Source organism: Chengkuizengella sediminis (assembly GCF_010078385.1).
Lineage (GTDB): Bacteria > Bacillota > Bacilli > Paenibacillales > KCTC-33759 > Chengkuizengella > Chengkuizengella sediminis.
On sequence record NZ_SIJC01000004.1, the window covers coordinates 206975 to 219190 of the forward strand.

Sequence of the window (12216 nt, forward strand, 5' to 3'; positions counted from 1 at the left end):
TTGAAAAACCATCCGCTGAAACATGGATGGTTTTCCGTGTACCTCTAAAAAGATGAACTATTCTAGACTTCAACTACAGCAAATGCTGCTGCCATCGTAGCACTATGTGTAATACTGATATGTATTTTTGATTCGAAAACACCTAAATCCTCTAGAATTTGACCCGAAATATGACATATTGGTTTCCCTAATTCATTGGGTACGATGTTTATGTCTTGAAAACCAATTTTTTTTCCGATACCACACCCTAAAGCTTTTACAACCGCTTCCTTAGCTGCGAATCTTCCAGCGACAAATTCCACGCTGTTTTTTTCACGTTTCATGTATATGTTTTTTTCCTGTGGAGTTAAAATGCGATCTACAAATTTTTTGCCATGATTTTTATTTACGACATTTTCTACCCTTGATATTTCAATTAGATCATTACCAATACCATATATCATAAACAACCTAAATTCCTGGAATCAGATTTCTTTTATGTTCTGTGTTTTTATACAACTGTTCCAATTTTTCTCTAACTTTAGGATCTACTTCTTTTCCTTCAAGAAAATCACTATTCTGTTCATAAGTAATACCTAACTCAGTTTCATCGGTTTGTCCTGCCCATAAACCCGCAGTAGGTGCTTTTTCAATCACCGTTTTGGGAACACCTAATTTATTTGCTAACATTCTTACTTGCCTTTTAGATAATGTGCTTAACGGAGTAATGTCTACGGCTCCATCCCCATACTTAGTGAAAAATCCCGTTAGTGCCTCAGATGCGTGATCCGTACCGACAACCAATAAATTCCTCTCAAATGCTAATGCATATTGCATCACCATGCGGGTCCTTGCTTTCACATTTCCTTTCCCTTTAATACTTATATGTCTAGAATCCCCTAAATTTTTCAAAGCATATTCTACTTCAATAGCAACTTCGTCAACAGCTTCTTCAATATTTGTTTCTGTCGCAGACTTTAACTGAAAGGCTTTTGCAACTGCATAACTATCTTCTATATCTTCTTGCTCACCATACGGTTGAAAAACACCTAGTGTTTCATATGGTTTTCCTGTTTCTTCAGCTAATTCATCTGTTGCCATTTTACACAAACCTGTGGTAACAGCACTATCCACTCCACCACTAATCGCAATCAATAACCCTGTCGTATTTGACCTTAATATGTAATCTTTTAAAAAGTTTACTCTTTTTCGTATTTCCTGATCGACATCAATCTCAGGTTGGACACCAAGCGAAGCTATGATTTCTCTTTGTAAACTCATTATCCCATCACCTCTAAATAAAATGTTATATCATTATTCTGTATTTATTATAAACTTACTTATACTTATTTTACCACTAAAGAAAACTCGCCGATTGGATAGCCTTTAAGGCGAAGACAGAGGGGAAGTTGCCCTTATACTTTACACATTAATATATTTTTAAACTAATAAAGTAGAACAAACACGATTAAAAGCAAATAAAGTTATAATGATGATCAACCACTTATATAAGAGCAAGCCACTTATTATTAGGTGAAATAGGTAAAGTCACTTGAAAAACAGTTTTATCTGAACGGGATAAATCTATATTGGTTTGATTTATTTGTTTAGTTTAAAAAACATCACTAATAAAATTAGTGATGTTAAAAGTTTATTTTAACTATTTTTAATCACAATATTGATCAAAAGCATCCGTTAAGTTTTTAGCAATCTGCTCAGCAGAATGATCTTCAATTTGATGTCTTTCAATAAAATGAACTAATTCCCCATCCTTCATCAAAGCGATAGAAGGTGAAGACGGTGGGTATGGAGCAAAGTATTCACGTGCTTTTGCCGTAGCTTCTTTATCTTGACCTGCAAAAACAGTAAATAAATTGTTCGGTATTTTCTCGTGGTTTAAAGCAAGCGCAACACCAGGTCTACAAAGTCCAGCCGCACAACCGCAAACTGAATTCACTACTACAAGTGAGGTACCACTTTTATATTCTTCAAAATTCCCCTCAACTTCCTCAGCCGTTCTAAGCTCCTTTACACCTATTTTTGTAAGCTCATCACGCATCGGTTGTATAACATCATTCATATACATATCAAAAGACATAGACATATGCTTTCACTCCTCAAAATATTAATTTCATATAAAACCGCTTATCTTAAGTTTATTATACATGGCTCGAAGGAATGAAAGCAATGTTTGCTATTCGTGTGATAAGTACTATTTTCCGTTCTCATTCGAATCTGATTTATTCCCTTCCTCTTTACTGTGGATAGGAGGTTCAAACGAGACATCTTTATCAGGGTGGGTAAATAAACCCTCTTCTGGTTCGATACCCTTCTCAAAATAATCTTTATTTTGTTCCGTTTGAAAACCAATATCCTTATATGGATGCACCCACTCATCCCCTGCCATAATTTCAGGATCGGTTTCTTCCGTCCACTTAGTTAAAGGGGAATTTGGAGATTCATATTCGTGGTCACCAATGATCACTCCATGTTTATTTACAAAAGTTCCTTTGGGTTCTTTACCTTTTTTAAATTGAGGAAGAAAATTAATTTCATAAGGATCTAGATCAAATTGCTTCTGACTCTGTTGATTTTCTTGACTCAAATTCGTTTGATTTTGACTCTTTTTCTTTTTATTAGCCATCATATCTATCTCCTAATATTATGTTGCAGGTTGGTTTGGACCGTCCAACTTCTTATCTATATTTTTTAAGTCACCAGACTGAGCAGATTCTTTCTGTTGTTGAAGTTGACTTTCTCGTTCGTGCTCCTGCTGTGCTTTTGAATCTTGATTAGGGTTCGTATTCATTTGTTTGTAATCTACTCCTTTCTACTATTATTATGTGTAGGTTTCTAAAAATGATTCAAGAGCTTCATAAGCGATGTCATTCTTAATATTTCAATCACTTGTATTTTTACAGCTTTTTAATTTAGAATGGATGAAACAATACAGTTTTTAAAAAAGGTTTAGGAGGAATCATTCATGACATACATAGCAAGTAATAACAGATATTCCGAAATGAAATACAATTTCTGTGGTCGTTCAGGATTGAAACTACCCGTTATTTCTTTAGGTTTATGGCACAACTTCGGTGGAGTAGACACTTATGAAAATTCGAAATCAATTTTACTTAGTGCATTCGATCTAGGTATTACTCATTTTGATTTAGCAAATAATTACGGTCCTCCTCCGGGATCGGCGGAAGAAACACTGGGTCAAGTCTTAAAATCTGATCTAGCAAATTACCGAGATGAGCTAATCATTTCAACAAAAGCTGGTTACGGAATGTGGGAAGGCCCTTACGGTGAATGGGGTTCTAAAAAATACTTAATCAGCAGCTTAGACCAAAGCTTAAAAAGAATGGGGTTAAACTATGTAGATATTTTCTACAGCCACAGATTTGATCCAGATACACCTTTAGAAGAAACGATGGGAGCTCTTGATCAAGTAGTTAGACAAGGAAAAGCACTCTATGTCGGTATTTCAAATTATGGTGCAGAAGAGACGAAGAAAGCCATTCGTATTCTTAACGAATTAGGAACACCCTTATTAATTCACCAACCAAATTATTCTATGTTTAACCGTTGGATTGAAGACGGACTTCAAGATGTACTTAAAGAAGGTGGAGTTGGTTCCATCGCTTTTGGACCCTTAGCACAAGGTATGCTTACGAATCGTTACCTTGGAGGCATTCCATCTGACTCTAGAGCAGCAAAAGAAGAAAGCATTTTCTTAAATAAAGGAGATGTTACTGAAGAAAAAATTAATAAAGTACAACGATTAAATGAAATGGCTACAAACCGTGGACAAAGCTTAGCACAAATGTCATTAGCTTGGGTACTACGTGGAGGACGTGTTACAACCGCACTTATTGGAGCAAGTAAAGTAAGTCAGATTGAAGAAAACGTAAAAACAATGAATAACCTTGAATTCAGTAGTGAAGAATTAAATAAGATTGAGGATATTTTAAAAGGATAATAATCCTTTCTATAAAAAAGACCACAGATACGATGAATATCTGTGGTCAATGTGCAAATAGATTGCCGAGATTTTATTCAAGATCACCAAAAATCATCAAAAAAATCAGAGCTCCAATTTTTATAAATTTCTTCATCCTCACTTGTATAGCCTTTAAATAAAATCGGTGTATCTATTTTATTTTTTATGGCATAGAACATCCGATTCCCATTATATTCCACATATTTAATATCATCTTTCTTAAAACCATTTACTTGTATCCACTTAATGTTGTCATCAATAATCACACCTGCTAACAACGCGATTGAAAACGAAGGGGCACCAAAAGCAGTCCAAGCCATCTCATCTTCATTATCCTTTAATGAATTTAGACTTATAATTAGATTAGAATCAACAGGTGTTTCATCCTTAAATAAAAACAGCTGTATATTTTCTTTTTCATCCATTATAAAAAATAATTGATAGATCTCATTAACTTCAACGGATTTCATCGTATCCTCTATTAAATAAGAAATATCAGATCTGTTTTGCATCAATTTAAAATAATTGGGTTCTTTGTTTATTTTGTAAATTATAACAGATATAATGAATATAAAAATTATCGTGAGCAAAAATACCTTTTTTTTATTTCCCACCTAAACCACTCTCTTCCTAAAAATATCCCGTGAACACCATTTTAACAAAATCACAGTTATACAACCATTTCTTTCTTCTTTACATTCAATACAGTACAATGATGAGAAATGAATAAGAAAAGTATAGGAGTTAGATATATGTCTTATGATGTTATTGTAATTGGCGGAGGTCCTGCTGGTTTAATGGCTAGTATTTCTGCTAGCGAAAATGGAGCTAAGGTATTACTGGTTGACAAAGGAAATAAGTTAGGCAGAAAGTTAGCCATTTCTGGAGGCGGCAGATGTAACGTCACAAACGCCCATGAAGTTGACGAAATTATAAAAAACATTCCTGGTAACGGACGTTTCTTACATAGTGCGTTTTCAAATTTTAATAATCAAGATATCATACAATTTTTCGAAAAGTTAGGGATTCAGTTAAAAGAAGAAGATCGAGGCAGAATGTTTCCTGTCTCAGATAAAGCAATGACCGTTGTACGTACCTTGATCAATAAAGCAGAAAAACTAGGTGTAAATATAAAAACCAATTCGCCTGTCAAACGAGTCATTTACGCTGATCAGCACACAAAAGGAATTGAATTACAGACAGGTGAAAAAATAAAAAGCAACTCTGTCATCATTGCAGCAGGAGGAAAATCTGTTCCACATACAGGTTCTACTGGGGATGGTTATGTTTGGGCAGAAGATGCAGGCCATACGATTACTGAATTGTATCCTACAGAAGTCCCTATCACATCAAACGAACCCTTTATTCAAAAAAAAGAACTACAAGGGCTATCCTTAAGGAATATTGAGCTCACCGTCTGGAATCCTAAAAACAAAAAGGTAATCACTCATGAAGGGGACATGATTTTCACCCACTTTGGCATTTCTGGACCCGTGGCTTTGCGATGCAGTCAATTTATCATAAAAACAATGAAAAAGTTTAAAATAAATCAAATACAAATGTCTATAGATCTATTCCCTAAGCAATCTGAAGAGCAACTGCTCAAAACGATTAAAAATATTGGGGAAAATGAACCAAAGAAGCAAATCAAAAACTTACTTAAAAAAATATTACCTGAACGTATCATCCCCTTATTGTTAAAAAAAGCAGATATTCAAGATGAGTGCATTTTCAACAATGTGGCTAATTCTAACTGGTTAGAATTCATTTCCACACTAAAGAAGTTTAGCTTTTATGTAAAAGGGACACGTTCAATTGAAGAAGCTTTTGTGACTGGTGGGGGAGTGCATCTAAAAGAGATACATCCAAAAACGATGCAATCAAAATTGATGAACGGATTATTTTTTTGCGGTGAAATATTGGATATCCATGGTTACACTGGAGGGTACAATATTACGGCTGCTTTTGTCACAGGACAAACCGCTGGCAAACATGCAGCAGAAAAAACAATAACTGTATAGTTACATAAACTCATAAAAATGAAAAAAATAGAGCCATACCTTCTAAGATGGCTCTTTTCCTTTACTTATATATGAACATCGTCCGCGGATAAATAATTTGTTTCTTCATATTCATTTGTTTGTTCTTTTAGTTCATTATTTTCATTATCACTTAAATAATCTTCTGGTAAATCTTCAATAACAGTATGTGCAGGTATGGGGATTTGTCCTATTTCAATTCCATAAGCCGCATTAATATAGTTACTTTCATCTGAAGCTTTTTCTACCATTGTTCCCCCATGTGCTTGAATAATTTCCAAAGCAGATGTCAAATCATTTTTTTCAATATGAATGTGCAATGTTGGTTTACTCAAATCACCATGATAAAACACCTCATAACCTAACTCCTCTAACGTATCTAAGGCTAAAAATGCTGATCTTCTATCCTCAAATTCAAAAATAATCGGTTTTTTATCCATTGGCTCATTCCTTTAAGTTTTTTATATAGCTTATCCCCCAAAAATGTGTTCTATACAAATCCGAATAGACGAATGTTGAAATTTTAATACCATACACTTGTGTCCAACCCAATGGATTTTTTAAACATACGATAACTTGAAACCCTATTCTTTTACATGTCATCACTTTCTGAATTCAAACATAAAATAAGTAAGATGAATACACCTTTAAGAGAAAAGGAGGTCGTATTGTGCAGCAATCAAATTTAAAATCAAATGATGTTGAAGATAATAAAATTTGGGCCGTATTAGCCTATTTTTTATTTTTCTTGCCACTACTAACTGCCAAAGATTCAAAATTTGCCATGTATCATGCCAATCAAGGACTCATTTTATTAATTTTTGCTGTTGCAGTTAATGTAATTGGTACTTTTATTCCTATTTTAGGCTGGTTATTGATTATTCCTTTTGGAAATTTAGCCGTCATTATTTATGTGATCATTGGTATTATTAATTCAGCATCCGGAAAAACAAAACCACTCCCTCTGATTGGAAATTTCGATATCATCAAATAACAACTATTAAAAAACAGTGATTTCGTTTTGAATTTACTGTTTTTTAATTTTCAATGAAATCTATTAAATGTTTAAATGTTTCTATTACTTTTTGTTTAAAAATAATAGTTTTGGATAAACTATTTACTACAAAAGAAATAATTTTTAAATTACAAAAAATAAAGGTGATCGTATGTTAACGTTATTAAAGAATAAAATCATATACAGCTTGGTGCTTGTCATCACATTGCTATTTGGTAGTTTATCTTATTACATTTATGCAACTCCTGAAGATGACTTTTCACAATTTGTGTCTCTTTCCGAAAAAATTTTTCCAGAAAATTATACATTTATTTTAAAACACAGTAGTTTTTATAGAAATTACGAACATCAAGAGGATTTTGTACAAATAGGAAATCTACTTATGAATGAACTTCAAATGCCACTAGGTGAAAGTTTAATAGAGTTAAATCACCTTGTATACAAATCTCAGATTGAAATTGAAAATGAAATGAATTTAGATGTAAGATTAACTGGAATGAACAATGACAAATCAACTTATTTAACGATAACCCTAGAAAGTAATCATCAAAGCTTAGATTCTTTATCAATGACAAAAACAAAAATTGAGGCTACATTAGAGAAATTAAATATGAAAGTAAACTGGAATTCGATGATACAAGGGAAATATACAAACGCTAACGAAGTGGATTTCCTAAAATTATGGGAGCAACTAAACAATGCACTTCAACTAAATGAAATTGAAACTTATACAGATAAACGAACAATCAGTAATTCCTATTATTCTCCAAATTTAAATACAAAAATTTTAAGTGGATCTAATCCGATGAATCTTCAAGTAGCACTTCATCAAAATTCATTAAATGACGAATGGCAATTAACAATAGGATCTCCAATCATAACAATGGAATACTAATCCATCCAAAAAAAACGTGAGCAGTTCATACTGTCTCACGTTTCCTATTTTATGAATTAGTTTATTATTTTAAACCAATTGAGGTTTCCGATATTGCTGCCGCCTCTAAAAACTAAATACAAATCATGTGAACCAGAGGTTGCATTAATAGATTCTGTTTCAGAAACCCAGTTTTGCCAACCACCTGTATTCGTGATATTTACGGTTCCAATTAATGGACCCGAAGTACTGTCCAATCTAAATTCAATGCTTCCCCCTGCAGATTCAGTAGCAACTCTTGCTTCTATTCCAGTCGCACCGTTTCCAAAATCAACATTTTCAAAGGTAAGTAAGTCCCCATCATCTGTCCAGCCTACATTTAACCCTCCACCTAAATCCGTAGTTGGTTCCGTTTGAACTCCAATCATGGATGTATAACTTTCCGCTTCAATTTTTTTGAAAGGGTTATCTGTATTCGTAAATTCCAGCCAATTTAAATTCAAAATACCAATTCCAGTACTACCTTTGAAAACTATATATAAGTCGTGTATACCTTCAGCATTAGAGATCGTGGCAGTTTTGGTTATCCAGTTCTGCCATCCACCTGTATTGGTAACATCTACTGTTCCAATTAGAGGTCCAGAAGTACTATCTAATCTAAATTCAATCTCTCCTCCAGCAGTATTACTAGCAACCCTCACATCAACACTACTTGCACCATTTCCAAAATCAACATGATTAAAAGCAAGAAAATCGCCTTCATCCGTCCAGCCTACATTTAACCCTCCACCTGTATCTGTGGTAGTTTCTGTCTGAATTCCACTCATTGATGTATAGTTTTCTGCTTCAATTCGATCAAATGCCTGTATAGGATCACCTGTCGATGGACCAGCTGATTCATAAACTCTTACATAATCCACAAGCATTTCTGCAGGAAAATCACTTGGGAAAGGAACACGACCTCCATCAAAATTCCCTCCAACTGCCAAATTCAATATCATATAAAACTCTTGATCAAAAGGTGCAGGAAAAGGATTATTAGTCGATTGACCTAAACTTCTGCTATACCAAGAGGTTTCCGTATTATATAATTGGCCATCTAAGTACCAACGAATTTCACCAGGTTCCCACTCCACGCTATAATTATGCCAGTCTGCTACGGTGCCATTATTAGGTATTGTAATGGCTCCGCCTGAATAAACATTATTCGGCCAATTTTCTCCATAATGAATTGCCCCACTAATTTCTTGAGGGAGTCTTCCTCTGTTTTCCATGATATCAATTTCACCTGAGGATGCCCATCCACCATAAATGTCATCTTGTGGCATCATCCAGAATGCTGGCCAGAAACCTTGTCCTATCGGTAGCTTGATTCTAGCTTCAAATTTCCCGTATTTCCAACTAGCAAGTCCATCGGTTTTTAACTTCCCTGAAGTATAGTTAAACCCATTAAATTGTTCATTTAAAGCGGTGATCACTAAACTTCCATTCTGAACTCTTACATTTTCTGGTCGACTGGTGTAATATTGCTCCTCATTATTCCCCCAACCTCCTACTCCATTACCAATATCATAAGTCCATTTACTCGTATCAAGTGCATTGCCATTAAATTCGTCGCTCCATACTAAGCTCCAGTCTTCGTGATTGTCAGCGATTCCAATTGTAGGGATCAATAATATTGTAATCATGATTGAAAATAAAACTAAAATTACTTTCTTCATTTGATATTTCCTCCCATAGAATTTTAGAAAGCGCTTTCATAAATTGCTCCTGAGAAATCGATTATGATTATAGTTGGGACTAATTTCGATGTTATCGATTACATTAATACCTCCCTCCTATGGCTAAATATTTAGAAAACGATTTCATGAGTTAATTATATTAAACTATAAACTTAATATCAATAATGCATTGAAATTTGTTTAATAATTATATATGAATGAAGTTAATAAAAAGACATCTCTTGAGAATAAAAAAATTTCATAAGAGATGCCTCTTTTTTAAAACTTACTTTTTCTTAAAAGTAGAATGTAAATTTTAACCTTCAAATGTATTATATGATGCAATTTGAGATACTGGGAATCTTGGTGTTTCATGCGCTGGTTTCGCTTGTTTTCCAACAGTTATCAACATCACTGGAGTATAACGAGCTGGGATATTAAAGGTTTCTGATAATTTTTCACGATCAAACCCACCCATTGGACACGTATCGTATCCTTTTGCTTTTGCAACTAACATTAATTGCATGGCTGCTAAAGAAGGATTTAGTACGGCTTCACTATAAGCAGCTTGTTGATTTTGATAAGCACCATTAATTTGACCCATCAATGTATCTTTTGCTTCCTGTGTCATAAAACCATGTTTCACTGCTTCACCATATACCGCTTCACCATTTTTATTCGCTTCAAGATCACCAAGCACTACAATTGTAGCTGCTGCGTCAACAACTTGCTGCTGATTAAAGGCAATCGGCAATAGAGTTTGCTTTAATTGTTCATCATCAATCACAAGGAACTTCCAATGCTGAAGGTTCCATGAAGATGGTGCTTTCGCTGTTTCTTCAAACATTTCATTCATTTCACTTCTATCAATTTTGACAGATGAATCGTATTCACGCACGGATTTGCGATCGTTAATTATTTCATAAATATCTTGCTTAGTGGACAACATTATAATAACTCCTCCTCAATTACTTACTAATTGTAATTTAAAAACTTACAGTTATCATTATACTCTTTTTTAGTTATAAATCAAACCAGATTACAAAACTTTTTTTCACAGAGTTTCTTTATCCTTTTTCTCACTAAATACTTTCCCCATAAACGATGATTTCAAGTCAAATTCTTGTCCTGTTAACTTTTAGAAATCTAATTTCTGGTATATAACCAACAAGCGATGAAATAATAAATATATACAACTTTTTTTCATATTATCAAGTTTTCTTTAAAACATTGAATTTGGAAAAATTATAAATTTCTAAAACTCTTGCAACTCCATCGTATCTATGTAAAGATCAATATATTACAAGACTACTATGCTCTACTCTATACAGAGCAACAACATATAATTTCTTATATAGATATTTGAGGTGAAAAAATGAATAATAAAGCGGTCATTTTAGGATGCAATTATTATATAGGCTTAAGCACGATACGTTGCTTAGGTGTTCATGGCATACATACAGTTGCAGTTGATTATTCAGAAAAAGGTGCTTATGGCGCTAAATCGAAACATTGCTCAGAAAGGCTTATTGCCCCTCACTATAAAAAAGATACTAAAAAATTCATTCGTTTTTTAATTAATTATGCACGTGAACAAAACACTCAACCCGTTCTTATCCCTTGTCACGATTCCTATGTTGAAATCGTTGATGATCATTTAGAGGAACTTAAAAAGTGTTACCTTATTCCACAAACTGAACCAGGATTATATACAAAGTTGATGAATAAAGAAACACTGCACCAAATTGCACAAGATAAAGGTGTAAACGTTCCTGAGACCGTTAGAGTGAATGATGAAAACTTGATGGAAAAAGTTGAGAATACCATTAAATTTCCTTGTTTAGTGAAACCTGTTGACTCCCCTACTTTTGTAGCCAAGTTTAGAAAAAAGCTATTTAAAGTTCATAATAAAGAAGAGTTAGAAACAGCTCTAGAAAAGTCAAAAAATGCAAACTTAGAAGTCATTGTGCAAAGAATCATCCCTGGTTTTGACGACCACATGTATACGTATGATGCCTATTTAAATCAGGATTCAAAAGTAACTCATTGGTTAACTTGTCAGAAATACCGTCAATATCCAATCAATTTTGGGGCTTCTGTTTACACAGGCCAAAAATATGTGCCAGAGCTTCATGAGATTGGAGCTAAGTTTTTTGAAGAGATCGGATACAAAGGTTTTGCTGAAATTGAATTTAAGAAAGATGCTGAAACTGGACAGTACTATCTAATTGAAATCAACGTTCGAATCACAAATATAAACCAACTATTGTATAAGGTTGGAGTAAATATTCCACATATCACTTATCAAGATCTTACAGGATCACCTGTTGCTCCTAAAGCGATCGAAGAAGATACTGACGTACGATTTTGGTGTGGATATGAGGACATGTATGCTATAAGAGACTATATAAAAACTAGACAACTATCTTTCAAAAGCATATTAAAATCATTGTTGTTTAAACCTAAGGCATATGCCATTTGGGATTGGAAAGATCCTCTACCTGCTTTCTCCAATGCTGGTATGATCACTTCAAAAATATTCAAAAGATTGTTTAGAAAGTAATACCTAATAATAATAAGATATGGAG

General features: G+C 33.7%; 14 protein-coding genes. 5 read left to right on the forward strand and 9 right to left on the reverse strand.

Annotated features, from left to right (window positions below; all coding sequences use genetic code 11):
- Nucleotides 1–62 precede the first annotated feature (62 nt).
- The 5 genes from acpS to EPK97_RS21390 all read right to left on the reverse strand — a co-directional run bounded on the left by acpS (nucleotide 63) and on the right by EPK97_RS21390 (nucleotide 2788).
- The gene (gene acpS, locus EPK97_RS10290; protein WP_162036734.1) at nucleotides 63–443 is read right to left on the reverse strand and encodes a holo-ACP synthase; all 381 of its coding nucleotides are present in this window, start codon (nucleotides 441–443) and stop codon (nucleotides 63–65) included.
- 7 nt (nucleotides 444–450) lie between these two features.
- Nucleotides 451–1260 (reverse strand): ammonia-dependent NAD(+) synthetase, encoded by an 810-nt coding sequence (nadE, locus tag EPK97_RS10295; RefSeq protein ID WP_162036536.1) that lies wholly within the window; start codon nucleotides 1258–1260, stop codon nucleotides 451–453.
- A 385-nt stretch (nucleotides 1261–1645) separates the two neighbouring features.
- Nucleotides 1646–2083 carry a BrxA/BrxB family bacilliredoxin gene (locus EPK97_RS10300; RefSeq protein WP_162036537.1) on the reverse strand — a complete coding sequence of 146 codons (438 nt, stop codon included), beginning with the start codon at nucleotides 2081–2083 and terminating at the stop codon, nucleotides 1646–1648.
- Nucleotides 2084–2191: 108 nt separating this feature from the next.
- Nucleotides 2192–2623: a DUF3905 domain-containing protein gene (locus tag EPK97_RS10305; RefSeq protein ID WP_240903772.1), complete on the reverse strand. Its 432-nt coding sequence runs from the start codon at nucleotides 2621–2623 to the stop codon at nucleotides 2192–2194.
- Between the two features lie 18 nt (nucleotides 2624–2641).
- Nucleotides 2642–2788 carry a hypothetical protein gene (locus EPK97_RS21390; RefSeq protein WP_170295508.1) on the reverse strand — a complete coding sequence of 49 codons (147 nt, stop codon included), beginning with the start codon at nucleotides 2786–2788 and terminating at the stop codon, nucleotides 2642–2644.
- Between the two features lie 174 nt (nucleotides 2789–2962).
- On the opposite strand from EPK97_RS21390, the gene mgrA reads away from it, so the two are divergent.
- On the forward strand, nucleotides 2963–3958 hold the full coding sequence (mgrA, locus tag EPK97_RS10310; protein WP_162036539.1) for an L-glyceraldehyde 3-phosphate reductase: 996 nt from the start codon (nucleotides 2963–2965) through the stop codon (nucleotides 3956–3958).
- Nucleotides 3959–4041: 83 nt separating this feature from the next.
- Here the strand turns inward: mgrA and EPK97_RS10315 are convergent, their stop codons facing one another.
- Nucleotides 4042–4449 carry a hypothetical protein gene (locus EPK97_RS10315; protein WP_162036540.1) on the reverse strand — a complete coding sequence of 136 codons (408 nt, stop codon included), beginning with the start codon at nucleotides 4447–4449 and terminating at the stop codon, nucleotides 4042–4044.
- A gap of 282 nt (nucleotides 4450–4731) precedes the next feature.
- Here EPK97_RS10315 and EPK97_RS10320 point away from each other — a divergent pair, with 282 nt between their 5' ends.
- Entirely contained in the window at nucleotides 4732–6000 is a 1269-nt protein-coding gene (locus EPK97_RS10320; protein WP_162036541.1) for a BaiN/RdsA family NAD(P)/FAD-dependent oxidoreductase, read from the forward strand.
- A gap of 65 nt (nucleotides 6001–6065) precedes the next feature.
- Here the strand turns inward: EPK97_RS10320 and EPK97_RS10325 are convergent, their stop codons facing one another.
- Nucleotides 6066–6458 (reverse strand): hypothetical protein, encoded by a 393-nt coding sequence (locus tag EPK97_RS10325; RefSeq protein ID WP_162036542.1) that lies wholly within the window; start codon nucleotides 6456–6458, stop codon nucleotides 6066–6068.
- 230 nt (nucleotides 6459–6688) lie between these two features.
- On the opposite strand from EPK97_RS10325, the gene EPK97_RS10330 reads away from it, so the two are divergent.
- Nucleotides 6689–7012 carry a magnetosome magnetite crystal formation protein family gene (locus tag EPK97_RS10330; protein WP_338075688.1) on the forward strand — a complete coding sequence of 108 codons (324 nt, stop codon included), beginning with the start codon at nucleotides 6689–6691 and terminating at the stop codon, nucleotides 7010–7012.
- A 172-nt stretch (nucleotides 7013–7184) separates the two neighbouring features.
- Nucleotides 7185–7928: a YwmB family TATA-box binding protein gene (locus EPK97_RS10335; protein ID WP_162036543.1), complete on the forward strand. Its 744-nt coding sequence runs from the start codon at nucleotides 7185–7187 to the stop codon at nucleotides 7926–7928.
- Between the two features lie 56 nt (nucleotides 7929–7984).
- Here EPK97_RS10335 and EPK97_RS10340 read toward each other — a convergent pair whose 3' ends face one another.
- Together EPK97_RS10340 and EPK97_RS10345 are read right to left on the reverse strand one after the other, a co-directional pair.
- Nucleotides 7985–9628, reverse strand: a complete 1644-nt coding sequence (locus EPK97_RS10340) for a carbohydrate-binding protein (RefSeq protein ID WP_162036544.1) — start codon at nucleotides 9626–9628, stop codon at nucleotides 7985–7987.
- 316 nt (nucleotides 9629–9944) lie between these two features.
- Nucleotides 9945–10577: a nitroreductase family protein gene (locus tag EPK97_RS10345; RefSeq protein WP_162036545.1), complete on the reverse strand. Its 633-nt coding sequence runs from the start codon at nucleotides 10575–10577 to the stop codon at nucleotides 9945–9947.
- A gap of 426 nt (nucleotides 10578–11003) precedes the next feature.
- Between EPK97_RS10345 and EPK97_RS10350 the strand changes: the two genes are divergently transcribed.
- Nucleotides 11004–12191 (forward strand): carboxylate--amine ligase, encoded by a 1188-nt coding sequence (locus EPK97_RS10350; protein ID WP_162036546.1) that lies wholly within the window; start codon nucleotides 11004–11006, stop codon nucleotides 12189–12191.
- The last annotated feature ends 25 nt before the right edge of the window (nucleotides 12192–12216 follow it).

Excerpts from the sequence above, each read along its gene's own strand:
- acpS (WP_162036734.1), bottom strand. The coding sequence starts at position 443 with ATGATATATGGTATTGGTAATGATCTAATTGAAATATCAAGGGTAGAA.
- nadE (WP_162036536.1), bottom strand. The coding sequence starts at position 1,260 with ATGAGTTTACAAAGAGAAATCATAGCTTCGCTTGGTGTCCAACCTGAG.
- EPK97_RS10300 (WP_162036537.1), bottom strand. The coding sequence starts at position 2,083 with ATGTCTATGTCTTTTGATATGTATATGAATGATGTTATACAACCGATG.
- EPK97_RS10305 (WP_240903772.1), bottom strand. The coding sequence starts at position 2,623 with ATGGCTAATAAAAAGAAAAAGAGTCAAAATCAAACGAATTTGAGTCAA.
- EPK97_RS21390 (WP_170295508.1), bottom strand. The coding sequence starts at position 2,788 with ATGAATACGAACCCTAATCAAGATTCAAAAGCACAGCAGGAGCACGAA.
- mgrA (WP_162036539.1), top strand. The coding sequence starts at position 2,963 with ATGACATACATAGCAAGTAATAACAGATATTCCGAAATGAAATACAAT.
- EPK97_RS10315 (WP_162036540.1), bottom strand. The coding sequence starts at position 4,449 with ATGAAATCCGTTGAAGTTAATGAGATCTATCAATTATTTTTTATAATG.
- EPK97_RS10320 (WP_162036541.1), top strand. The coding sequence starts at position 4,732 with ATGTCTTATGATGTTATTGTAATTGGCGGAGGTCCTGCTGGTTTAATG.
- EPK97_RS10325 (WP_162036542.1), bottom strand. The coding sequence starts at position 6,458 with ATGGATAAAAAACCGATTATTTTTGAATTTGAGGATAGAAGATCAGCA.
- EPK97_RS10335 (WP_162036543.1), top strand. The coding sequence starts at position 7,185 with ATGTTAACGTTATTAAAGAATAAAATCATATACAGCTTGGTGCTTGTC.
- EPK97_RS10340 (WP_162036544.1), bottom strand. The coding sequence starts at position 9,628 with ATGAAGAAAGTAATTTTAGTTTTATTTTCAATCATGATTACAATATTA.
- EPK97_RS10345 (WP_162036545.1), bottom strand. The coding sequence starts at position 10,577 with ATGTTGTCCACTAAGCAAGATATTTATGAAATAATTAACGATCGCAAA.
- EPK97_RS10350 (WP_162036546.1), top strand. The coding sequence starts at position 11,004 with ATGAATAATAAAGCGGTCATTTTAGGATGCAATTATTATATAGGCTTA.